Source organism: Burkholderia sp. 22PA0106, from assembly GCF_047497155.1.
In the GTDB taxonomy this organism is placed as follows: Bacteria; Pseudomonadota; Gammaproteobacteria; order Burkholderiales; family Burkholderiaceae; genus Burkholderia.
This window is the reverse complement of record NZ_CP163163.1, coordinates 3,745,995-3,767,782: the sequence shown is the minus strand read 5'-3', so window position 1 is coordinate 3,767,782 and position 21,788 is coordinate 3,745,995. Positions and strand designations below refer to the sequence as shown.

The 21,788-nt window shown below is 68.0% G+C and carries 19 protein-coding genes; 12 read left to right on the top strand and 7 right to left on the bottom strand.

Annotation, left to right across the window (positions count from 1 at the left end; all coding sequences use genetic code 11):
* The first annotated feature begins 38 nt into the window (after positions 1-38).
* Both AB4850_RS31830 and AB4850_RS31825 read left to right on the top strand, forming a co-directional pair.
* The gene (locus AB4850_RS31830; RefSeq protein WP_414443374.1) at positions 39-1,520 is read left to right on the top strand and encodes a flagellar hook-length control protein FliK; all 1,482 of its coding nucleotides are present in this window, start codon (positions 39-41) and stop codon (positions 1,518-1,520) included.
* Entirely contained in the window at positions 1,517-1,849 is a 333-nt protein-coding gene (locus AB4850_RS31825) for an EscU/YscU/HrcU family type III secretion system export apparatus switch protein (protein WP_414443373.1), read from the top strand. The genes AB4850_RS31830 and AB4850_RS31825 overlap by 4 nt, the downstream gene beginning before the upstream one ends.
* 320 nt (positions 1,850-2,169) lie before the next feature.
* Here AB4850_RS31825 and AB4850_RS31820 read toward each other — a convergent pair whose 3' ends face one another.
* Entirely contained in the window at positions 2,170-3,795 is a 1,626-nt protein-coding gene (locus AB4850_RS31820) for a rhomboid family intramembrane serine protease (protein ID WP_414443372.1), read from the bottom strand.
* A gap of 366 nt (positions 3,796-4,161) precedes the next feature.
* Here AB4850_RS31820 and AB4850_RS31815 point away from each other — a divergent pair, with 366 nt between their 5' ends.
* On the top strand, positions 4,162-4,893 hold the full coding sequence (locus tag AB4850_RS31815; protein ID WP_414443371.1) for a PepSY-associated TM helix domain-containing protein: 732 nt from the start codon (positions 4,162-4,164) through the stop codon (positions 4,891-4,893).
* Positions 4,894-4,979: 86 nt separating this feature from the next.
* Here AB4850_RS31815 and AB4850_RS31810 read toward each other — a convergent pair whose 3' ends face one another.
* The 6 genes from AB4850_RS31810 to AB4850_RS31785 form a co-directional block, all read right to left on the bottom strand.
* Positions 4,980-6,383, bottom strand: coding sequence for an amino acid permease (locus tag AB4850_RS31810; RefSeq protein ID WP_414443370.1), 1,404 nt, complete (start codon positions 6,381-6,383; stop codon positions 4,980-4,982).
* A 204-nt stretch (positions 6,384-6,587) separates the two neighbouring features.
* Positions 6,588-7,250 carry a response regulator transcription factor RqpR gene (gene rqpR / locus AB4850_RS31805; protein ID WP_414443369.1) on the bottom strand — a complete coding sequence of 221 codons (663 nt, stop codon included), beginning with the start codon at positions 7,248-7,250 and terminating at the stop codon, positions 6,588-6,590.
* A 9-nt stretch (positions 7,251-7,259) separates the two neighbouring features.
* Positions 7,260-8,099 (bottom strand): sensor histidine kinase, encoded by an 840-nt coding sequence (locus tag AB4850_RS31800; protein ID WP_414443368.1) that lies wholly within the window; start codon positions 8,097-8,099, stop codon positions 7,260-7,262.
* A 427-nt stretch (positions 8,100-8,526) separates the two neighbouring features.
* On the bottom strand, positions 8,527-9,297 hold the full coding sequence (locus AB4850_RS31795; protein WP_414445671.1) for a ferredoxin--NADP reductase: 771 nt from the start codon (positions 9,295-9,297) through the stop codon (positions 8,527-8,529).
* Positions 9,298-9,563: 266 nt separating this feature from the next.
* Positions 9,564-10,373, bottom strand: coding sequence for an endonuclease/exonuclease/phosphatase family protein (locus AB4850_RS31790; protein ID WP_414443367.1), 810 nt, complete (start codon positions 10,371-10,373; stop codon positions 9,564-9,566).
* A 3-nt stretch (positions 10,374-10,376) separates the two neighbouring features.
* Positions 10,377-10,940: a hypothetical protein gene (locus AB4850_RS31785; protein ID WP_414445670.1), complete on the bottom strand. Its 564-nt coding sequence runs from the start codon at positions 10,938-10,940 to the stop codon at positions 10,377-10,379.
* A 372-nt stretch (positions 10,941-11,312) separates the two neighbouring features.
* On the opposite strand from AB4850_RS31785, the gene AB4850_RS31780 reads away from it, so the two are divergent.
* The 9 genes from AB4850_RS31780 to AB4850_RS31740 all read left to right on the top strand — a co-directional run bounded on the left by AB4850_RS31780 (position 11,313) and on the right by AB4850_RS31740 (position 21,405).
* Positions 11,313-12,293 (top strand): AAA family ATPase, encoded by a 981-nt coding sequence (locus AB4850_RS31780; protein ID WP_414443366.1) that lies wholly within the window; start codon positions 11,313-11,315, stop codon positions 12,291-12,293.
* 206 nt (positions 12,294-12,499) lie between these two features.
* The gene (locus AB4850_RS31775) at positions 12,500-12,808 is read left to right on the top strand and encodes a high-potential iron-sulfur protein (protein ID WP_414443365.1); all 309 of its coding nucleotides are present in this window, start codon (positions 12,500-12,502) and stop codon (positions 12,806-12,808) included.
* Between the two features lie 180 nt (positions 12,809-12,988).
* Positions 12,989-14,302, top strand: a complete 1,314-nt coding sequence (locus AB4850_RS31770; RefSeq protein ID WP_414443364.1) for an MFS transporter — start codon at positions 12,989-12,991, stop codon at positions 14,300-14,302.
* Between the two features lie 289 nt (positions 14,303-14,591).
* A complete protein-coding gene (locus tag AB4850_RS31765; protein WP_414443363.1) occupies positions 14,592-16,208 on the top strand; it encodes an ABC transporter substrate-binding protein in 1,617 nt (538 codons plus the stop codon).
* 118 nt (positions 16,209-16,326) lie between these two features.
* On the top strand, positions 16,327-17,337 hold the full coding sequence (locus AB4850_RS31760) for an ABC transporter permease subunit (RefSeq protein WP_414443362.1): 1,011 nt from the start codon (positions 16,327-16,329) through the stop codon (positions 17,335-17,337).
* Between the two features lie 4 nt (positions 17,338-17,341).
* Complete coding sequence (locus tag AB4850_RS31755) at positions 17,342-18,253, top strand: ABC transporter permease subunit (RefSeq protein ID WP_414443361.1); 912 nt, start codon at positions 17,342-17,344, stop codon at positions 18,251-18,253.
* Between the two features lie 2 nt (positions 18,254-18,255).
* Positions 18,256-19,251 (top strand): ABC transporter ATP-binding protein, encoded by a 996-nt coding sequence (locus tag AB4850_RS31750; RefSeq protein ID WP_414443360.1) that lies wholly within the window; start codon positions 18,256-18,258, stop codon positions 19,249-19,251.
* Positions 19,248-20,264 carry a peptide ABC transporter ATP-binding protein gene (locus AB4850_RS31745; RefSeq protein WP_414443359.1) on the top strand — a complete coding sequence of 339 codons (1,017 nt, stop codon included), beginning with the start codon at positions 19,248-19,250 and terminating at the stop codon, positions 20,262-20,264. The genes AB4850_RS31750 and AB4850_RS31745 overlap by 4 nt, the downstream gene beginning before the upstream one ends.
* Complete coding sequence (locus AB4850_RS31740) at positions 20,257-21,405, top strand: TraB/GumN family protein (RefSeq protein WP_414443358.1); 1,149 nt, start codon at positions 20,257-20,259, stop codon at positions 21,403-21,405. The genes AB4850_RS31745 and AB4850_RS31740 overlap by 8 nt, the downstream gene beginning before the upstream one ends.
* The last annotated feature ends 383 nt before the right edge of the window (positions 21,406-21,788 follow it).

The following is a 21,788-nucleotide window of genomic DNA, read 5'->3' as shown; positions in this document are numbered from 1 at the left end:
TCTCACGACGCCGGCGTGACGCCGCGCGCAAGCTCACGATGACCGGGATCGACGCCGTTACCGCTGCCATGCTCGTCAGCCGGATCGACAGCCTGCTCGAAGGCGTGTCGGCCGGCGCGCCCGCCGCTTCGGCCGCGCAGGTCGGCGTGCCGGCCGGTGCGCCCGGCACGCCGACGCCCGCGCCGCTGCCGTTGCCGGCCACGACGCCGCCCGCTCCCTCCGCCCAGACCGCACTGTCGAACGTCGCGCTGACGCTCGACGCGATCTCCCGTTTCGGTGGCGACGCCACGCCGGTCGTGATCGGCAGCGTGCCGCTGCTGACCGGGCCGCAGATCGCGGCGCTGCTGATGCCGGCGGCGGCGGATGGCGGAGCGGCGGCGCAGGCGCAGGCTGGAGCGGGGGCGGCTGGTGCGGGGAATGGCGCCGGCTCGGCATCGGGCGCCGCGATGGCGGGGGCCGGCAATGCCGGCGCGCAAGGGGTGGGCAATGCTGCGGGTTCCGCCAACGCTGCAAATGGCGCAAATGGTGCCGCCAACGCCGCGCCCGTCGCCTCGGCGGCGGCGAACGCGGCCGTGGCCGCGCTGGCCGCCGCGTTGGCGCGTGCGGTGTCCGACAGCGGCCTGTTCTACGAATCCCATCTCGCCCAGTGGCTGGCGGGCCAGCGCCCGGTCGCCGATCTCGCCGGCGAGCCGCAGCAGCAATTGACGCGCGATCCCGGCGCGCGGACTCCGGGCGGCGGCGCTTCGCCAGGGTCCTCTGGCTCGGCATCCTCGTCCTCCGCATCTTCCGCGCCGGCTCAGGCGGGTGGCACGGCCGCCGGGCAGGGCACGCATGGCGCGCCGGCCGGCCAGTTCGGTGCGAGCGGCGCGTCGGCCTACGCGTCGCTGGCGGCCGACAACGGCACGAACCGCCTGCTCGACGCGCTCTCGAACCCGCCCGGCGCGGCCGATGCCGGCGCGACCAACGCCAACAACGCGGCGGCGATGGCCACCGTCCACCCGGCCACGCTGCCGCTGGTGCGCCAGCAGCTCGATCTGCTGGCCACCGACCAGTTCCGCTGGGCCGGTGAGGCATGGCCCGGCGCGCGGCTCGACTGGAGCATCGAGCCCGACGCCGGCGGCGCACAGGGCGACGATGGCCAGCTTGCCTGGCGCACGCGGCTGGTGCTGTCGCTGCCATCGCTCGGCGCGGTGGATGCCGAACTGGTGCTGACCGGCTCGCAGGTGGTCGCGCGCTTGAGCGCTTCCAACGAGGGCGCGGCACGGCTCAACGCCCACGGCGACCAGTTGCGCCAGCGTCTGCTGGTTTCGGGGCTGGAACTGGGCGGCCTGTCGATCCGCGCCGTGGACAGCGCGCCCGATGCGTTCGATACCTTCGCGTCGCGCGCCGCGGCGGCGGCCTACGGGCAGGCTACCGCCGCGCGTGGCGCACCCGCGGCACCCGCGCCGGGGTCCCGTCCGCTCGGCGATTTCGACGACATCGACGAGTTCGGCTTCCTCGACGACGGAGCCTGGCTGTGAGCGCCGACCGGCGCAAGGGCGCGGCCGCGCTCGTCTACGACCCGAACGGCGGCGACAGCGCGCCGCGCGTGGTCGCCAAGGGCTACGGGCTGGTGGCGGAGATGATCGTCGCGCGGGCGCGCGAGGCCGGGCTGTACGTGCATACGGCGCCCGAGATGGTGTCGCTGCTGATGCAGGTCGATCTCGACGACCGGATTCCGCCCGCGCTGTATCAGGCCGTGGCGGAACTGCTGGCGTGGCTCTATTCGCTCGAACGCGCCGCGCCGCGCGAGGACGGCCAGCCCGACGACGGCAGCGCGTTTCCGGCGCTGCCGCAGCCGAAGCGGTGAGGGGCTGAACCGCCGCACCGCCGCACCGCCGCACCGCCGCACCGCCGAACCGCCGAACCGCCGAACCGCCGAACCGCCGAACCGCCGAACCGCCGAACCGCCGAACCGCCGAACCGCCGAACCGCCGAACCGCCGAACCGCCGAACCGCCGAACCGCCGAACCGCGGGGATTGCCGGGCGAATGGCGCGGCTTCAAGGCCGTTCAACCCGCGCGGTGGCTCGCGCAGACGCACCGTTACGCCTCCCCCGGTCACATCGCTCGTTTTATACCCCTCGTTTCACAGCCGCTGCTTCACATTTCCTGCTGCAAATTCGCCGCTTCAAGACCGCACCGCCGCCCCGCTGCTGCCCAACGCCGGCGCCGCCGGCCGCTGCGCGCCGCGCCCCGGATGATGCAGCGCCAGTTCCTCGGTCAGCAGATCCTTGCGGCGCGCGTGCTGATCGAGCAGCAGCGCGCGGTACGGCTCGACCATCGCATCGCGCTCGAGCGGCGAACGCACCAGCATCAGCGCGTAGGTGCTGGCCATTCGGCGCGCGTTGTCGAGCATGCCGAGGCGCGTGTCGCGCAGCGCGCGGTACGGCGAGCCGTCCGGCAGCGGCACGCTCGACAGCGCCGCGTAGAGGTTGTTCCAGCGCGGCACGATGTCGGTCATCACGCGGTTCGACACGGCCAGGCGCTCCGCGTCGGAGCTCATCGGCTCGTGCTGCAGCGCCACCAGCGCGGTGCCGATCTCGGCCGAGGCGTTCGTCGTCGCCATGTATTCGCGCGCGAAGCGCAGCTCCAGCACGCGCTCGTGGCCCGGATGCACGAGCGGGTAGGCCAGCGCGATCGCCATCAGGGTGCCGACGCCGGCCGCCAGGCTCACCTGCGCGCCGGCCGTGACCTCGCGCGTGGTGGTGTCCAGCGGCGGCGCGAGCGCCAGGCCCACCGCGAAGCCGGCGACCAGGCCGCCGAGATGCGCGGCGTTGTCGATCGTCGGATGCGTGAAGCCGTTGTAGAGGCAGTAGGCGACGAAGCCGAGCGCGAGCGCACGTTGATGGTCGTGCACCAGCGCCGGCAGCTCGCGCCGACGGCGCAGCAGATAGGCCAGCACCGCGCCGAACACGCCGAGGATCGCACCCGACGCGCCGGCCGAGCACTGCATCGCGTTCCACGTCACGCTCGTCATGCTCGCGAACACCCCGGCGAACAGATAGAGCGCGACGAAGCGCTGGCTGCCGTAGAGCCGTTCCGCGAGCGGGCCGAAACGCGCCAGCACCAGCATGTTGACGGCCAGATGCACCGCGCCGAAGTGTTCGAACGCGCCGGTCAGGAGCCGCCACCAGTCGCCGTCGAGCGTGTCGGGGCCGTAGTTCGCGCCCCACGCGATCATCGCCGGCACCTCGGGCTTCAGCGGCGAGACGCCGCTCGCCACCATCGCCGCGTACAGCAACAGGTTGAGCGCGATCAGCCCCCACGTGGCCCAGGCGACCGGCTGCGCGTGCATCCGGTCGGTGTAGCGGGCATGGGCATCGAGCTCGGTCGAGAACGCCGAGGTGACCTGCATCGGCAGGCGGCCCGCGATCCATGCGGCGCTGTCCGCGTCGGCCGCCAGCAGCACCACGCTGAGCACGCCGTCCGGCGTGTGCAGATCGAAGAACACGCGCTTGCCGGCGCTGCTGGCATCGAAGATCTGCGCGCGCGGGATCGCGAGGTGAAACGGCGCGGTAGTGAAGAGCCCGCCGGATTGGCCGTCGAGCGACAGCCCGGCGCCGTTCGCCTCGAAGCTCAGCGTGCCGCGCCCCGGAAAGCCTTCATGACGCGGGCGCCGCAGCGAATCGTGCGGGCGCGGCTGGACGGAAAAGCGAATTCGGCAGGTGTCGGCCGGCGTGGCCTTGGCGTGCGTAGCGGGAGGGACGGCAGGCGCATGCGGAGGCATGCCTGGCGTCGATGCGATGTCGTTCATGAAACGCTGGCCCCGATTATCTTGTTGGTTTTTTCGATCCGGACGCCATGGAAAGCCATGCCGCGCAAGGCGGCCGGCGACGCGCCCCGGTGATTCCCCGGCGGGTACGCGGCACGTTCGGATGAAGTCGGATTCTAGCGCTGTCGTAACGTTTGCGCGTGGCGAAAATGCATCGGAATGCGAAATTTTGGGTATCCGACATAACGGCGCCGCGCGGCTGCGGCGACTCCCCTTACACCGTTGTCAGCGTGACGCATTGAGTCTGTCACATTGTTGTGTAATGATAGCGATTCTCATTTAAATCGAACTGGGTGGCCGGCGATTGGAATCGCGGGCCACCCTTGTTGCATTGGCATTGGAGTCAGCTTGAACGCGCCCGAATCGATCGAATCCACGTTGCCCGCGGGCGTTGCTACCACCACGCCGTATGCCGCGCCTGCGCGGCTGCTGGCCGACGTCGATCTGGCCGCGCGGCGTCAGCGTTCGCGGCGCGCCACGTTCATCAAGTGGCTGCGCAAGGTGCACGGCTGGGTGGGGCTGTGGGGCGCGGTGATGGGCTTGATGTTCGGCGTGACCGGCTTCGTGCTGAATCACCGTGCGCCGCCGCTGCGGATCTCGCCGGGCGCGCCGAGCGTGACGGAAGTGCAGTTGCCGCTGCCGGCCGCCGCGCCGAAGACGCCGGCCAAGCTTCAGGCCTGGCTGACCGATGAACTGAAGTTCGACGGTGGCCGCTCGCGCATCCGCAAGGAGCCGGCGCAGGCTGTCAGTTGGGGCGATCGCAGCGTGATGCAGCCCGAGCGCTGGGAGATTTCGCTGTTCAAGCCGAATGCGAACGTGACCGCCGAATACTGGGTCGGCAACAACTTCGTGTCGGTCAAGCGCAGCGACAATTCGCTGATGACGACGCTGACCAACCTGCATCGCGGCGTCGGCATGAACATCTTCTGGGTGCTGCTGGTCGATACGATCGCCGGGGCGATGGTGCTGCTGTCGCTGACGGGCGTGCTGCTCTGGACCGAGCTGAACAAGCGCCGCACGATCGGCGCGGTGCTGGTGGGCGGTTCGATCGTCGCGGCGCTGGTGGCGGGGTTGAATTGAGCGTGGTTCGGGTGGGTTGGTAGGCGCGAGGATGAAAAAAAGCCCGTTCACGATGACGGGCCTTTTTGTTGCACACGGCGGCGGGCTTACTGTGCCCCACCGTCCTGCGCGATCTTCGCATTCCGCCGCGAATACACGAAATAGATCACCAGCCCGATCACCAGCCAGACGATGAACGCCTTCCAGGTCACCGCGCTCAGGTTCAGCATCAGGAACAGGCAGGCGGCCACCGCCAGGATCGGCACGAACGGCACGCCCGGGCAGCGGAATGCGCGCGGCAGATCCGGGCGCGTGCGGCGCAGCACGATCACGGCGATCGACACCATCGCGAACGCGGCCAGCGTGCCGATGTTGATCAGCTCGGCCAGCACGTTGAGCGGCACCAGCGCGGCGATCAGCGCACAGAACAGGCCAATCACCCAGGTCGCGATGAACGGCGTCTGGAAGCGCGGATGCACGCGCGACAGCACCGGCGGCAGCAGGCCGTCGCGCGACATCGCGTAGGTGATGCGGGTCTGGCCGTAGGTCATGACGAGAATCACGGTCAGCATGCCGAGCACGGCGCCCAGGTCGATGAAGCCCGCCACCCACTTCTGGCCGGCCACTTGCAGCGCGTACGAGATCGGGTGCGTGATGCCGGCGTATTGCGCCGACGGCACGATGCCGGTGGCCACCGCCGCGACCGTCACGTACAGCACCGTGCACACCGCCAGCGACGCAATGATGCCGATCGGCAGGTCGCGCTTCGGGTTCTTCACCTCCTCGGCGGCCGACGACACCGCGTCGAAGCCGATGAACGCGAAGAACATCACGGCCGCCGCGCCGAACACGCCCGACCAGCCGTGCGGCATGAACGGCGTCCAGTTGGCCGGCGTCACGTGGAACACGCCCACGGCGATCACCAGCAGCACCACCGCCACCTTGATGAGCACCATCAGGTTGTTCACGCGCGTCGATTCGCGAATGCCCACCGACAGCAGCGCCGTGATCGCCATCATGACGGCGAACGCGGGCAGGTCGAACATCGTGTGCACGCCGGGCACCGAGCCGGGGGCGGCCGTCAGCACGGTGGGCAGCACCACGCCGAAGCCCTTCAGCAGCGATTGCAGATAACCCGACCAGCCGACCGACACGGCCGAGGCCGCGAGGCTGTACTCGAGCATCAGATCCCAGCCGATGATCCAGGCGACCAGCTCGCCGAGCGTGGCGTACGAATAGGTGTAGATCGAGCCGGCCACCGGAATGGTCGAGGCGAATTCGGCGTAGGCCAGCGCGGACAGGCCGCAGGCGATGGCCGCCACGATGAACGAAACCATCAGGGCCGGGCCGGCCTGCACGGCGCCGGTGCCGGTCAGCACGAAGATCCCCGTGCCGATGATGGCGCCGATGCCGAGGAACGTGAGGTCGACGGCGCCGAGCGCCTTCTTGAGCCCGGCGCGTTGCGCGCCGGCGATCATCTGGTCGACGTTTTTCTTGCGAAGAAGTGACATGCGGATGGTGTTGGACGTGAGTCGCACGGCTGACTGCGGCCGAGAACGAGGGTTGTATTGAGTAGAACCCGGCATTTTATCCGATCCCGATCGGTTGCCCAATTCGGGTTGCACCTATTCGTCCAATGAAAACAGGAGCTTGCGCGCGGGGAGCGCGCTTCGGGGCGTCGGGATCTGCGGGCTTGGGCGCGGGCGTCGGGCGCGTCAAGCGCCGGGCGGGGCGGGCGGCGTCATGTCGAGCAGCCGGTTGCTCATCGCGTAGAACGTCAGTTCGGCGTTGTTCGACAGCTTCATCTTTTCGAGCAGCCGCGTGCGGTAGACGCTGACCGTCTTGACCGACAGCGACAGCGTGACGGCGATGTCGGTCAGGCGCTTGCCCGAGGCGAGCATGCAGAGTGTCTGATATTCGCGGTCGGACAGCTTCTCGTGCGGCAGCGGCTCGTTCTCGAACGAGACATATTCGGCCAGCGCCTCGGCCAGCGCGAGGCTCACGTACTTGCGGCCGGCCGCGACCTGCTGGATCGCGGAGATCATCTGCGCGGCGTTGACCGTCTTCGACAGGTAGCCGGCCGCGCCGGCCTTGAGCGCGCGCACCGCGTATTGATCCTCGCGGTACATCGAGAACATCAGCACCGGCGTGGACGGCAGCTTGAGCTTCAGGCGCTTGAGCACCTCGATGCCGTTCATGTCGGACAGCGAGATATCGAGCAGGATCACGTCGAAATTGCCCTTGTCGGCGGCGGCGAGCGCCTCCGCGCCGGTTTCGGCCTCGGCCACCTCGCGCGCGACGCGGCGGTCGATCAGCAATTGCCGGATGCCTTGGCGAACGATCGCGTGGTCGTCGACGAGCAGCAGGTTCAGCGCCATCGTCGTGCCTCAGGACGCCGAAGCCTGCGCGGCCGCCACCGGCCGCCCGGCCAGCGCGGACCACGCGAAGCGCGCCCGAAGCAGCGTGCCGCCGTTCGGGCGCGCTTCGATCGCGAGCGCGCCGTCGAACGCCGCGCAGCGTGCCTGCATGTGAAGGAGGCCGCGGCCGGTGCGATCGCTGTCTTGCCCTGCGTCGCAACGGAATGCATGCGTGCCGAAGCCCGCGCCGTCGTCGGCGATGCTCAGTTCGAGATGGGTGGCGGTGGCGTCGAGCCGGACGTCGGCCGAGCGTGCGTGCGCATGGCGGGCGACGTTGGCGAGTGCTTCCTGCGTGACGCGCAGCGCGGCCAATGCGCCGTCGCCGGTCAGTTGCGCGAGCCGGGCGTCGGCTGCGCAGACCACGCTGGTGCGCAGCCCGGTGCGTGCGCCGAACGCGCCGACCCAGCCCGACAGCGTGCTCACCAGCCCGGCGTCGAGCTGCGGCGCGGCGTTGTCGAGCGCGCGGCGGTACGACTCCATGGCCGCGTCGAGCGCCTGCTGCGCGAGCGCCAGCGCTTGACGGCAGCCGTCGGGGGCGTCGTCGGGCAACCAGGTGTCGAGATTGGCCAAGGCGAAGCGCGCGCCGGTCAGGTCGGCGCCGAGGCCGTCGTGCAGCTCGCGGGCCAGGTGGTGGCGTGCGTGTTCGTCGGCGGCGGCGAGTTCTGCCGACAGGTCGGCCAGGTGCGCGCGGTGGGCGGACGAGGGATCGCCGGCAGGGGACATCGGGTCGGCAAGCAAGGAGGCGCATGCCGGACGGCCGTCCGGTGCGGGTACGGCGTTCGCGGAAAATGCGACACGCGACCTGTCCATGCGACTCCTTGCAGCTGAAAATGAGGGTTGATTCGGACTACCAATGGTACGTAGCGGTGGCAAATTCCGGCTGTGCCGAGAAAGCCATACGAGTAACAAAATTTACATTTTGTAATATATGTTTTGACCCTTCGCAAGTTTGATACGAAAGGTCAAAACGCAACGGATATTAACTCAGAATAAATGTGGGAGGCGCGCCGGACGGGGCGTTTTACCTCGGAAATAGCTGAAAATCTTATGGTCGTTGTCGGAAAAATCCGACAAGAAATTTCGAGCAAAAAAACAACGTTTCGTAGCGTTGACAACGCAGAAATACGACGGTTTTTTAACGTTGAGGTGAGAAACTGTAACGGTAGGATAAGGCGGGAAAATAAAAAACCGGAGCCTGGCTCCGGTTTTTCATGTGACAAACAGCCGCGGCTGCGGATCAGTCCACGAATGCGCGTTCGATCACGTAGTGGCCCGGCGTGCTGTTCTTGCCTTCGACGAGGCCGGCCTGCTTGAGCAGTTCGGTGGTGTCCTTCAGCATCGCGGTGCTGCCGCACAGCATCACGCGGTCGTGCTCGGGCGAGAACGACGGCACGCCGAGATCGCTGAACAGCTTGCCGGTGGCGATCAGGTCGGTGATGCGGCCCTCGTTGTCGAACGCTTCGCGCGTGACGGTCGGGTAGTAGACGAGCTTGTCCTTGATGATGTCGCCAAGGTATTCGTGGCCCGGCAGATCGTGCTTGATGAAATCCATGTACGCCAGCTCGCCCTTCAGGCGGCAGGTGTGCGTCAGGACGATCTTGTCGAAGCGTTCGTAGATATCCGGATCGCGGATGATCGACATGAACGGCGCGAGGCCCGTGCCGGTGGACAGCATCCACAGCGTCTTGCCGGGCAGCAGGTTGTCGGCGACCAGCGTGCCGGTGGGCTTCTTGCCGATCAGGACCGGATCGCCCACCTTCAAATGCTGCAGGCGGGAGGTCAGCGGGCCGTCCTGCACCTTGATGCTGAAGAACTCGAGGTGCTCTTCATAGTTCGGGCTGACGATGCTGTAGGCGCGCGCGAGCGGCTTGCCGTCGACCTCGAGGCCCACCATCGTGAATTCGCCGTTATTGAAGCGCAGGGCTTGATCGCGGGTGCAGGTGAAGCTGAACAGCGTATCGGTCCAGTGGTGGACGGACAGGACGGTAGCGGTATCGAATTTGCTCATGGAATACGGATACGAGACGGAAAACGAGGGCACCGGCCCGATCCGCAGACCGGCCGATGGCGGGCATGTCGCTCTCGAAAGCGCAGGCCTACCCGTTAATAGACGTTTGGAGAACCCCGTATTTTACCCTGCTTGGGAGAGCAACGCGCTTGACCCCGGCGGCGGCGCGGAAATGCAACGAAAAACTTCGCGATCCTGTCGATTCGGGCGAGATGGCAACCGCGGGCAACGGCGGGCAACCGCGGCCACCGGCGGGCGCCGGTGGCTCAATCCACGCGCAGGCGCGCGACGTAGGGCAGGTGATCGGACAGCCAGGCGGTGTCGCCGGTGGGGGCGCGCCATTCGAGCGGCGTGAAGCCGCGCACGAACATCTTGTCGAGCGCCAGCGCGGGCGAGAAGGCCGGAAACGTGCGGCCGGATTCGCCGAGCAGCGTGGCCACTTCCGTCAGGCCGATCTCGCCGAACAGCGGCACCGAATCGTTGCGCCAGTCGTTGAAGTCGCCGGCCAGCATCAGCGGGCCGTCCTGCGCGTGATGTTCGATCCAGTGGGCGATCCAGGTCATCTGGCGCAGCCGCGCCGCGCGCGTGAGCGCCAGGTGCGCGCACAACAGCGTGATCGGCGCCGCGCCGGCCAGCGTGGCGCGCGCCACCAGCAGGCCGCGCCGTTCGAAGCGGTGCGCCGAGATATCCCAGCGGCCGCCGAGGTCGAGCGGGTGCGGCGAGAGGATCGCGTTGCCGTGCCGCCATGAAGGCTTGAACACGTTCGGGCCGAGCGCGATCTGCCAGTCGAGCGCGCGAGCGATTTCAGTGGCCTGGCAGTGCCAGACGTCGTCATCGGGATCGTCCATCGGCGAGCCGAAGCCGGCGGCCAGCACCGGGCGCGGCATGCGGCGCGCCATCGCTTCCTGCAGGAAATAGACATCGGCGTGGGTCGATTCGACCCAGCGGCGCATCGCGTTCCATGCGGTGAAGCCGAGCGGCGAGCGCCCCTTGTGCAGGTTCCAACTGACCGCGGTGATTTCGTTCGGCGCCGATTGCGGTTTGGCGAACGGCAGGGCCTGGGAAGCGGCGTGCATGACTCAGTCCTGTTGCACGACGTGGGCGCGCACCTGGTAAAGCAGGTGCGCGTTCTTGTCGGCGGGCGCCCAGTCGGTCCAGGTGTCGGCATGGACGGCGAGGCCCGGATGATTGGCCGAGATCTGGCGCGGCGCGAGCGTGCAGCCGTCGCCGTCGTCGAGCGTTTCCTGCGCGTCGAGCTGCAGCGTGACGGTGCCGCCGTCGACGTAGAGCGGCGCGACCGTCACGGTGCGCGTGCGCTCGGGCCGGACCTTGGCGACGATCGACGCGTCCTGGCCGGTGCAGTTGGCCGGCAGCGTGACGGGATAGGTGTGGGTGTCGGTGCGCGACTGGCCGACCGTGGTGGTGCGCTGGAACGTGTCGACCGTCTGGCCGTCGTGCTGCACGCGGATTTCCCAGGCGATCGATTGCGGCGCGCTGCTGGCGGCGGGGCTGCCCGGCGCGGCTTGGGCCTGCGCGGCCAGCGGCGCGGCGGCGAGCAGGCCGGCCACGGCGGCGGCCGTGGCAGCGGACGACGCGGCACCGCGAACCGAAGCGAAAACGGAGAAGCGAGGCAACGAGGACATCGAACGCACGAGCCAACCCGAAACGCTTTCGACCCGCCGCGCGGCATTCGGTTTCACGCCGCGCGCGGTGCGCGTGCGGCCAGCGAAGGGGGCGGTCAGCAGCGAAAGCTCGGTCATCGGCAATTCCTCGTGAAGCCGGCGGCGCGGCGGCGGACGGCCGGCGCGCAACGCGGTGAATCGTCGATGATACGCGCGCTCGTCGCACCGTGCAGCGCCTGCCGGTTTGGCAGCAGACGCCGTCGAGTGCTGGCTTGCGCGGGGCTTTTGTCTGCCCAACACTGGCTGCGTGGGGTCTGATGCCGCGTGCCGCGCAGCAACGGCGGCAGCGGTGGCGAGCCCGGGGCAACCGGGCGTGGCGAGTGGAGGTATGCGATGACGACGGCGATGGTGAAGCAGGAATTGGCGGTGGCGTCGTTCAGCCGGGTCTACGATCTCGAACAGATCGAGACGGCGCTGAACGATCTGAACGACGGCGCGAGCGAGGCCCTGCGCGCCACCTACGAAAAGATGCTGAAGACGGGCAACCTGCGCTTTTGCGTGAAGCCCACGCGCATGCCCGCGTTCGACGCGCTGGCCGAGGCGCTGCCGAATTTCTCCGGCCCGCTCGACGACGTGCGCAAGCAGGTCGCGCTGTGTCTCGAAACCGAGGACCGGCTCGAACTGATGCCGATCCTGCTGCTCGGTGCGCCCGGCATCGGCAAGACCCACTTCGCCAAGGCGCTCGCGCAGATGCTCGGCACCGCGTATCACTACGTGCCGATGAGTTCGCTGACGGCCGGTTGGGTGCTGTCGGGCGCGTCGTCGCAATGGAAGAACGCGAAGCCGGGCAAGGTGTTCGAGGCGCTGGTCAACGGCAGCTATTCGAACCCGGTGATCGCGATCGACGAAATCGACAAGGCCGGCAACGACGCGCAGTACGACCCGCTCGGCGCGCTCTATGCCTTGCTCGAACACGACACGGCGAGCAGCTTCGTCGACGAGTTCGCCGAGGTGCCGATCGATGCCGGCAACGTGATCTGGATCGCCACCGCGAACGATGCCGCGTCGATTCCCGAGCCGATCCTGAACCGCATGAACGTGTACGAGATCGCGCCGCCCGACGAGGCCGGCGCACGCCGCATCGCGCAGACGATCTACGGCGAGATTCGCGGCACGCACGCGTGGGGCCGGCGCTTCCCCGAGCAACTGGGCGAGGACGCGCTCGCGGCGCTGGCCGCGGTGCCGCCGCGTACCATGCGCCGCGCGCTGCTGCACGGCTTCGGCGCGGCGCGGCTCGACGGCCGCGATGCGGTGCGCGCCGACGATATCCGCGCCGACGACGGCATGACGAAGCGGCGGCCGATCGGCTTCTGAACGTGCGGTTTGCGTGGTGTTTGTCGCAATGAAGATCGCGCGGCTTGCCGGCACATGACGTTGAAAGCGCACTGCAAGCCGCGCGGCTTTCGCGCTGGTTTATCTTCGGCATTCGGCAGCGCAAATGCCATGCGGGAACGTTATGCTTCGGCCGTGCCGCCGTCAGAGCGGCCATCCCCCATACCGAGAAGCTGGAGCACGTCCCCATGAAAACGTCCCGTCGCAGTTTCCTGATCACCAGCATCGGCACGATGTCCGCGCTGGCGCTGTCACGCGAAGCCTTCGCCGCGCCGCTGCTGTCCGAAACCGATCCGACCGCCGTGGCGCTCGGCTACAAGGCCGATGCGTCGAAGGTCGACAAGGCCAAGTTCCCGAAATTCGCCGCCGGCCAGGATTGCGCGGCCTGCTCGATGTACCAGGGCAAGAAGGGCAGCACGTCGGCGGGCTGCATCGCGTTCCCGGGCAAGGATGTGGCCGCGAAAGGCTGGTGCAGCGCGTTCACGAAGATGGCCTGAACCACCGATCGAGCCAGGCTGCGCGCGCCGCTTCGCAGCGAACCCGGCCGGCTTCCGCCCGCCGGGTTTTTTTACGCCGCTTGTAATCGCTTCCATCGCTCCCCTACACTCGCTGACACCACGGCCCCGCCTCCGCACATGCGCGGCGCGCGCCGGGCATCCACGACCAACGGGAGACGCATGGCCTCGGCAACCGACAAGACGCAACCGGCCCACCCCACTCGCCCGGGCGGCGCTTCGCCCGGCCGCCGCGCGGTGATCGCCGCCGTGATCGGCAACGCGCTCGAGTGGTACGACTTCACCGTGTTCAGCTTCATGGTGGTGGTGATCGCCGAGCTGTTCTTCCCGACCAGCAGCGAATACGGCTCGCTGCTGCTGACCACCGCCACGTTCGGCGTGGCGTTCTTCATGCGGCCGATCGGCGGCATCGTGCTCGGCCTCTACGCCGACCGCGCCGGGCGCAAGGCCGCGCTCTCGCTCGTGATCCTGCTGATGACGGGCGGCATCTTCGTGATCGCGGCCGCGCCCACGTATGCGGCGATCGGCATCGGCGCGCCGTTGCTGATCGTGTTCGGGCGGCTGTTGCAGGGCTTTTCGGCCGGCGGCGAATTCGGCAGCGCCACGGCGATGCTGATCGAGGCGGCGCCGCCGTCGCAACGCGGCTTCTACGGCAGTTGGCAGATGTCGAGCCAGGCCGCCGCGCTGCTGGCGGGCGCGCTGGTCGGCACGCTCGTCACGCACGGGCTGTCGCCCGAGGCGCTGCGCGGCTGGGGCTGGCGCGTGCCGTTCGTGCTCGGGCTGCTGATCGGCCCGATCGGCTATTACCTGCGCCGCCATCTGGCCGATTCGGACGCGTTCATCGCCGCGCGCGGCAGCGCGCGCCGCGCCACGCTCGGCGAGGTGTTCTCGCAGCACGGCCGCGAGGTGCTGTGCGGGCTCGGCTCGGTGATCGCGCTGACGGTGACGATCTACGTGCTGATCAGCTATCTGCCCACCTTCGCCGTCAAGCAACTGAAGCTGCCGTACGCGGAATCGTTCTACGCGGTGATCGTCGGCGGCCTGCTGCTGACGGTGCTCACGCCGCTGGCCGGCGCGTGGTCGGACCGCATCGGGCGCAAGGCGCTGTCGCTGGCATCGCTGATCGCCACGCTGGTGCTGATCTACCCGCTGTTCATCTGGCTCGACGCCGCGCCGAGCGTCGGCCGGCTGGTGCTGGTGCAGGCGATCCTGTCGATCACGCTGTCGGGTTACTACGGGCCGTTCGGCGCGATGCTGGCCGAGCTGTTCCCGGCCAACGTGCGCTCCACGGGGTTGTCGCTTGCGTACAACGTCGCCGTCATGCTGTTCGGCGGATTCGGCCAGTTCATCGTCACCTGGTTGATCCGCGAGACGGGCACGCCGCTTGCGCCGACCTATTACGTGATGGCTGGCCTCGCGCTGTCGGTGGTCGCGGTGGCCTGCATGCCGCGTGTCGTGCCGGGCGGCGAGCGCTGAGGCGGGGCGCGTCCTGTCATTTCTTGCACGGTTCGGCGCCGATGTTGCGCTGTGCCGGCAAGTGTTCGGCGCGGGCGGCGCGTTGTTTAGCGATTCGACGAAACGCGGCGGCCTGCGCTGCCGCGTCGCAGCAGGCCGGGCGCGCCGCGCGCAAGCACACCGGAAATCGGCGGGCAAGCACACGCCAAGCGTTTGCCAGCGCATTTTGGCCAGCTTGTTCGCGGCGCGTAAGCTCAAGTAAGATCGCCGCACGCTGGCTCCAGCCAGCACGAGACCTGGAGATATCACAATGAAATCCAATCGTCTGTTGCACGTCGCGATCGCGACCGTTGCAGCGGCAACGTTCGGCGTCGCCGGCGCGGCACATGCGCAGATCCCGAACAAGACGCTCGTCTATTGCTCGGAAGGCAGCCCGGCCGGCTTCGACTCGGCCCAATACACCACGGGCACCGATTTCTCGGCCGCCACCTTCACCATCTACAACCGCCTGGTGGAATTCAAGCGCGGCGGCACCACGGTCGAACCGGGCCTGGCCGAATCGTGGGACGTCTCGCCGGACGGCAAGACCTACACGTTCCACCTGCGCCACGGCGTGAAGTTCCAGACCACCGATTACTTCAAGCCCACGCACGAATTCAACGCCGACGACGTGCTGTTCACGTTCGAGCGCATGCTCGATCCGAACCAGCCGTTCCGCAAGGCCTACCCGGTCAGCTTCCCGTACTTCACCGACATGGGCCTCGACAAGCTGATCACCAAGGTCGAGAAGGTCGATCCGTACACCGTCAAGTTCACGCTGTCGGAGCCGAACGCGCCGTTCATCCAGAACATGGCGATGGAGTTCGCGTCGATCCTGTCGAGCGAATACGCCGACCAGTTGCTCAAGGCGGGCAAGGCGCCCGACATCAACCAGAAGCCGATCGGCACCGGCCCGTTCGTGTTCCGCAGCTACACGAAGGACGCCACCATCCGCTACGACGGCAACCCCGACTACTGGAAGAAAGGCGACGTGAAGATCTCGAAGCTGATCTTCTCGATCACGCCCGATGCCGGCGTGCGCGTGCAGAAGCTCAAGCGCAACGAGTGCCAGGTGATGAGCTATCCGCGTCCGGCCGACATCGAGACGCTGAAGGCCGATTCGAATATCGCGATGCCGTCGCAGCCGGGCTTCAACCTCGGCTACCTGGCCTATAACGTCCAGCACAAGCCGCTCGACAACCTGGCCGTGCGTCAGGCGCTCGACATGGCGATCAGCAAGAAGGCGATCATCGAATCGGTGTACCAGGGCGCGGGCCAGGCCGCCGATGCGCCGGTGCCGCCCACCCAATGGTCGTTCGACAAGAACCTGAAGATGCCGGCGCAGGACACCGCGAAGGCCAAGGCGCTGCTCGCCAAGGCCGGCTTCCCGAACGGCTTCGAGATCACGCTGTGGGCGATGCCGGTGCAGCGTCCGTACAACCCGAACGCCAAGCTGATGGCCGAGATGATCCAGTCCGACTGGGCCAAGATCGGCGTCAAGGCGAAGATCGTCACGTACGAATGGGGCGAGTACATCAAGCGCGCGCACTCGGGCGAGCAGGACACCATGCTGATCGGCTGGACGGGCGACAACGGCGACCCCGACAACTGGCTCGGCACGCTGCTCGGCTGCACGGCGATGAACGGCAACAACTTCTCGCGCTGGTGCGACAAGTCGTTCGAGGCGCTGATCCAGAAGGGCCGCGTGACCAACGGCCAGGATGCGCGCAGCAAGATCTACATGCAGGCGCAGCAGATCTTCGCGCAGCAGGTGCCGTATTCGCCGATCGCCAACTCGACCGTCTACCAGCCGACCACCAAGAACGTGGTCGACCAGCGCATCGAGCCGCTCGGCTATATCCGCTTCGACGGCGTGAGCGTCAAGTAAGCATCGCTGGTTCGCCACGTTGACGTTGCTGCACCATAATTGATCCGGCGACGGGGGGCTCGGCCCCTCGTCGCCGGTTGCATTTCATCCCCACGATTTCAGACACCCGAGACCCGCCATGTTGCGATTTGTGTTGCGCCGCATCGGCATGGTGATTCCGACCTTCATCGGCATCACCATCCTTGCGTTCGCGCTGATCCACCTGATACCGGGCGATCCCATCGAAGTGATGATGGGCGAGCGCGGCGTCGATCCGGCGATGCATGCCGAGGCGATGCACCGCCTCGGCCTCGACCAGCCCCTCGCGATGCAGTATCTGCACTACATCGGCCGTGCCCTGCACGGCGACCTGGGCCTGTCGATCATCACCAATACGAGCGTGATGGACGAGTTCCTCGCGCGCTTCCCGGCCACCGTCGAGCTGTCGATCTGCGCGCTCGTGTTCGCGCTCGTGATCGGCCTGCCGGCCGGCGTGATCGCCGCGCTGCGGCGCGGCACGGTGATCGATCACGGCGTGATGGGCACCGCGCTGACCGGCTATTCGATGCCGATCTTCTGGTGGGGCCTGATCCTGATCATGGTGTTTTCGTCCGCGCTCGGCTGGACCCCGGTGTCGGGCCGCATCGCGGTGGAATACGACATCCCGCACGTCACCGGCTTCATGCTGATCGACGCGCTGCTCGCGCCCGACGAAGGCTCGTTCCGCTCGGCGGTGAGCCACCTGATCCTGCCGTCGATCGTGCTCGGCACGATTCCGCTGGCCGTGATCGCGCGCATGACGCGCTCGTCGATGCTCGAAGTGCTGCGCGAGGATTACATCCGCACCGCGCGCGCCAAGGGCTTGTCGCCGGCGCGCGTGGTGGTGGTGCACGCGCTGCGCAACGCGCTGATCCCGGTGGTGACGGTGATCGGCCTGCAGGTCGGCACGCTGCTGGCCGGCGCGGTGCTGACCGAAACCTTGTTCTCGTGGCCGGGCGTGGGCAAGTGGCTGATCGATGCGATCAGCCGCCGCGACTACCCGGTGGTGCAGGGCGGCATCCTGCTGATCGCGACGCTCGTGATCATCGTCAATCTCGTCGTCGATCTGCTCTACGGCGTGCTCAACCCCCGCATCCGCCATACGAGGTAATCCGATGAGCGAACTCCCCGACGCGCTGCCGTCGGTCGCCGCTGGCGGCCGCACGCTCGCGCTGCAAGAATTCTGGCACCACTTCGCGCGCAATCGCGGCGCGGTGGCGGCCGGCCTGATCGTGCTGCTGATCGTGCTGGTGGCGATCTTCGCGCCGCTGGTCGCGCCGCACAGCCCGATCGAGCAATACCGCGATTTCGTCAAGATCCCGCCCGCCTGGCTCGACGGCGGCAACTGGCGCTTCGTGCTCGGCACCGACGAAGCCGGCCGCGACATCCTCTCGCGCCTGATGTACGGCGCGCGCATGTCGTTCTGGATCGGCCTGGTGTCGGTGGTGCTGGCGCTGATCCCCGGCGTGGTGCTCGGCCTGGTGGCCGCGTTCTTCCAGCGCTGGGCCGACACGCCCGTGATGCGCGTGATGGACGTGCTGCTGGCGCTGCCCTCGCTGCTGCTGGCGGTGGCGGTGGTGGCGATCATCGGCCCGGGCCTGACCAACACCATGTTCGCGATCGCGATCGTGGCGCTGCCCGGCTATGTGCGGCTGACGCGCGCCTCGGCGCTCGGCGAGTTGCAGAAGGAATACGTCACCGCCTCGCGCGTGGCCGGCGCCGGCACGCTGCGCCTGATGTTCTCGCAGGTGCTGCCGAACTGCACCGCGCCGCTGATCGTGCAGGCCACGCTGGGCTTCTCGTCGGCGATCCTCGACGCCGCCGCGCTCGGCTTCCTCGGCCTCGGCGTGCAACCGCCGGCGGCCGAGTGGGGCGCGATGCTGGCCTCGGCGCGCGACTACATCGACAACGCCTGGTGGATCGTCACCATGCCGGGCCTCGCGATCCTGATCTCGGTGCTGGCGATCAACCTGCTCGGCGATGGCCTGCGCGATGCGCTCGACCCGAAACTGAAACGGATGGCCTGACCATGAGCGACCTTTTGACCATCCGCAATCTTGCGGTGAATTTCAACGGCCTCGCCGCCGTCGACGGCATCGATCTGAGCGTCGCGCCGGGCGAGGTGGTGGGCGTGGTCGGCGAATCGGGCTCGGGCAAGAGCGTGACGATGATGGCCCTGATGGGCCTGGTCGACGCCCCCGGCATCGTCAGCGCCGACCAGGTCACGTTCAACGGCGTGGATCTGCTCAAGGCCAGCGCGCGCCAGCGCCGCCGCATCATCGGCAAGGACATCGCGATGGTGTTCCAGGACGCGCTGTCGAGCCTGAACCCGAGCTACACGGTCGGCTATCAGATCCGCGAGGTGCTGAAGCTGCACGAAGGGTTGCGCGGCGACGCGCTGAAGAAGCGCGCACTCGAATTGCTCGACCAGGTGGGCATTCCCGACGCGAAGAACCGCATCGATACGTTCCCGCACCAGATGTCGGGCGGCATGAACCAGCGCGTGATGATCGCGATGGCGGTGGCTTGCAACCCGAAGCTGCTGATCGCCGACGAACCCACCACCGCGCTCGACGTGACGATCCAGGCACAGATCATGGATCTGCTGGTGACGCTGCAGAAGGAGCGCGGCATGGCGCTGGTGCTGATTTCGCACGATCTGGCCGTGGTGTCCGAGGTCGCGCAGCGCGTGGCCGTGATGTACGCGGGCGAGATCATCGAAACCAACCGCGTGCCCGACATCTTCGCGTCGCCGCACCACCCGTATACTGAGGCGCTGCTCGCGGCGATTCCCGAGCACAACGTGGGCGCCGAACGGCTGGCCGCGTTGCCGGGGATGGTGCCGGGGCGCGACGACCGGCCTACCGGCTGCCTGTTCGCGCCGCGCTGCAAATACATGGTGGGCGCGTGCCACGAGGCGCGTCCGGCGCTGGTGGAGCTGGCGCCCGGCGACGTCGCGATGCGCGCGCGCTGCATCAGGCCGTTGAATCTTCAAGCGCTCGAACCGTCGGGAGGTGCACGATGAACGCAGTCCACGCACAGCCGCGCGCGGCAGACCGCGACGACGTGGTGCTGGCCGCCGACGGGCTGGCCAAGCATTACGCGGTGCGCCGCGGCATGTTCGGCCAGGCCACCGTCAAGGCGCTCAACGGCGTGTCGTTCACGCTCGCGCGCGGCCGCACGCTGGCCGTGGTCGGCGAATCCGGTTGCGGCAAATCCACGCTGGCGCGTCAGCTCACGCTGATCGAGGCGCCCACCGCCGGGCAGTTGCGGATCGACGGCAAGGACGTGGCCGGCGCGAACCGCGACGCGCTCGCCGCGCTGCGCCGCCGCGTGCAGATGGTGTTCCAGAACCCGTTCGCCTCGCTGAACCCGCGCAAGACCGTCGAGCAGACGCTCGGCGAGCCGCTCGCGATCAACACGCCGCTCGGCCCGACCGAGCGCGCGGCGCGGATCGCCGAAATCATGCGCACGGTGGGGCTGCGCCCCGAGCACGCCAAGCGCTATCCGCACATGTTCTCGGGCGGGCAGCGCCAGCGCGTGGCGATCGCGCGCGCGATGATCCTCGAACCGCAGATCGTGGTGGCCGACGAACCGGTGTCGGCGCTCGACGTGTCGATCCAGGCGCAGATCCTGAACCTGTTCATGGATCTGCAACAGCAGTTCGGCACCAGCTACGTGTTCATCTCGCACAACCTGTCGGTGGTCGAGCACGTGGCCGACGACGTGATGGTGATGTACTTCGGCGCGGTGGCCGAACTGGGCGACAAGGCCAGCATCTATGCGCGGCCGCGTCACCCGTACACGCGCGCGCTGATGTCGGCCACGCCGGCCATCTTCGAGTCGGACCGGCGCATCCAGATCAAGCTGGAAGGCGAGTTGCCCTCGCCGCTCAATCCGCCGTCGGGCTGCGCGTTTCACCAGCGCTGCCCGTATGCGGTCGAGCGCTGTCGTGCCGAGGTGCCCGCGCTGCGCGAGGTCGATGGACGGCAGGTGGCCTGCCATCGCGCCGAGGAGGTGGGTGACGGTAATGCCTGAAGCCAGGGCGGCGGCGCAGCGCGGTTCGGTATCGGCCGCGCGCCGGCCGCAGTCGGGCGGCCAGCGCAACGCGCGCGGGCCGCGTCGGGCCGCGCCGCGCCGTGCCAGGGCGGTGGCCGGCGTCGTGCTGGCGGGCGCCTGCCTGCTGGCCGGCCTGGCCTGGCCCGGCGAGGCCGCGCAGGCGCAGGGCGTCGGCGCCCATGCGCCGTTGAGCGGCGCGCGGCTGCCGCCTTCGCTGTCGTTGCCGGGCTTCCATTCGCCGCCGCCCAATCCCACCGTGTCGAGCGGCACGGTGCGCGTGCAGCCGGCGCGCATGCCGTTCTACGTCGCCACGCGCGGGCGCACCACCCTCTACCTGCTCGGCACGCTGCATGTGGGCGACCCGATCGACTACCCGCCCGGCCAGCCGTTTCGCCAGCCGATCCTGGCCGCGCTCGCGGTGTCGCCGGTGCTGGCGCTCGAACTGTCGCCCGACGACCTGCTCGAATCGGCCGACGACGTGTCGAAGTTCGGCGTGTGCCGCTACCCGTGCCTGCCGAAGCTGCTGCCCGAGCCGCTCTGGCAGCGCCTGTCGGGCCGGCTGCGCGGCAACCCCGCCGCGCTCGACGGCATTCGCCGGATGCGGCCGTGGCTGGCCGCGCTGGTGGTTGAAACTTACGATTCCATTTCCGCCGGGTTGCAGACCGAATACGGCACCGAGGCGCAGCTCCAGAACGTGTTCCTGAAGAAAAAGGGCGCGCGCGTGGTGGGGTTGGAAACGCTCGCCGAGCAGATGCGGGCGTTCACCGGGCTGACGCTGGCCGAACAACGCGAAATGCTGGCGCAGGACATCGTGCAGACGCCGGCCCAGAACGCCGACGACGTGAAGGCGCTGCACCGCCTGTGGCGGATTGGCGACGCCGACGCGCTGGCCGCCTGGGCCAGCGCCAAGACCGAACGGCTGGCGCGCTCGCGGCCGGTGGCCGACGCCATCGACGGCAAGATCCTGTACGAGCGCAACCGCCGCTTCGCCGCACGCTCGATCGCCTTGGCCGGGCCGAACCGCCCGCTGTTCGTGGCGGTGGGCGCGTTGCACCTGGGCGGCCCGAAAGGTGTGATCGAATTGTTAAAGCGGCAAGGTTTTCGTGTCGACGCGTACTGATGATGGGGAAAACCCACAGTCTTACCGATTTTTCGTATTTGGAGATTGACATGAAACATTGTCAAAACTATTCTCCAATCCACACCGGATTTAAATCCGAAAAGACAAGCACTACGGGGTAGCAGCACCATAAAAAGCGCGAGGATGGCATTGCCGGCACGTATTGACGTGCCGGCAACGGCCACCGGCAGTACGCGAGGCCAATGAACAAAGAACTACGAGGCACGCGAAAGCGTGGTTGGAATTGGGCGTTCCGCCGTCCGGCCGGGGTTGCAAGACCGGCGGCGGCGGACGTATTTTAGGTCCCGATTCTGATTCGGTAATTGATTCCGACATTATTGAATGACACGATTTTGAATGGCGTCATTCAATTGATCCGATTC

Bases quoted from the DNA above. Each gene is read 5' to 3' on its own strand.
- AB4850_RS31780 (WP_414443366.1), top strand. From the start codon at position 11,313: ATGACGACGGCGATGGTGAAGCAGGAATTGGCGGTGGCGTCGTTCAGC.
- AB4850_RS31765 (WP_414443363.1), top strand. From the start codon at position 14,592: ATGAAATCCAATCGTCTGTTGCACGTCGCGATCGCGACCGTTGCAGCG.
- AB4850_RS31795 (WP_414445671.1), bottom strand. From the start codon at position 9,297: ATGAGCAAATTCGATACCGCTACCGTCCTGTCCGTCCACCACTGGACC.
- AB4850_RS31800 (WP_414443368.1), bottom strand. From the start codon at position 8,099: ATGGACAGGTCGCGTGTCGCATTTTCCGCGAACGCCGTACCCGCACCG.
- AB4850_RS31750 (WP_414443360.1), top strand. From the start codon at position 18,256: ATGAGCGACCTTTTGACCATCCGCAATCTTGCGGTGAATTTCAACGGC.
- AB4850_RS31740 (WP_414443358.1), top strand. From the start codon at position 20,257: ATGCCTGAAGCCAGGGCGGCGGCGCAGCGCGGTTCGGTATCGGCCGCG.
- AB4850_RS31785 (WP_414445670.1), bottom strand. From the start codon at position 10,940: ATGTCCTCGTTGCCTCGCTTCTCCGTTTTCGCTTCGGTTCGCGGTGCC.
- AB4850_RS31745 (WP_414443359.1), top strand. From the start codon at position 19,248: ATGAACGCAGTCCACGCACAGCCGCGCGCGGCAGACCGCGACGACGTG.
- AB4850_RS31820 (WP_414443372.1), bottom strand. From the start codon at position 3,795: ATGAACGACATCGCATCGACGCCAGGCATGCCTCCGCATGCGCCTGCC.
- rqpR (WP_414443369.1), bottom strand. From the start codon at position 7,250: ATGGCGCTGAACCTGCTGCTCGTCGACGACCACGCGATCGTTCGCCAA.
- AB4850_RS31770 (WP_414443364.1), top strand. From the start codon at position 12,989: ATGGCCTCGGCAACCGACAAGACGCAACCGGCCCACCCCACTCGCCCG.
- AB4850_RS31755 (WP_414443361.1), top strand. From the start codon at position 17,342: ATGAGCGAACTCCCCGACGCGCTGCCGTCGGTCGCCGCTGGCGGCCGC.
- AB4850_RS31810 (WP_414443370.1), bottom strand. From the start codon at position 6,383: ATGTCACTTCTTCGCAAGAAAAACGTCGACCAGATGATCGCCGGCGCG.
- AB4850_RS31775 (WP_414443365.1), top strand. From the start codon at position 12,500: ATGAAAACGTCCCGTCGCAGTTTCCTGATCACCAGCATCGGCACGATG.
- AB4850_RS31830 (WP_414443374.1), top strand. From the start codon at position 39: ATGACCGGGATCGACGCCGTTACCGCTGCCATGCTCGTCAGCCGGATC.
- AB4850_RS31790 (WP_414443367.1), bottom strand. From the start codon at position 10,373: ATGCACGCCGCTTCCCAGGCCCTGCCGTTCGCCAAACCGCAATCGGCG.
- AB4850_RS31760 (WP_414443362.1), top strand. From the start codon at position 16,327: ATGTTGCGATTTGTGTTGCGCCGCATCGGCATGGTGATTCCGACCTTC.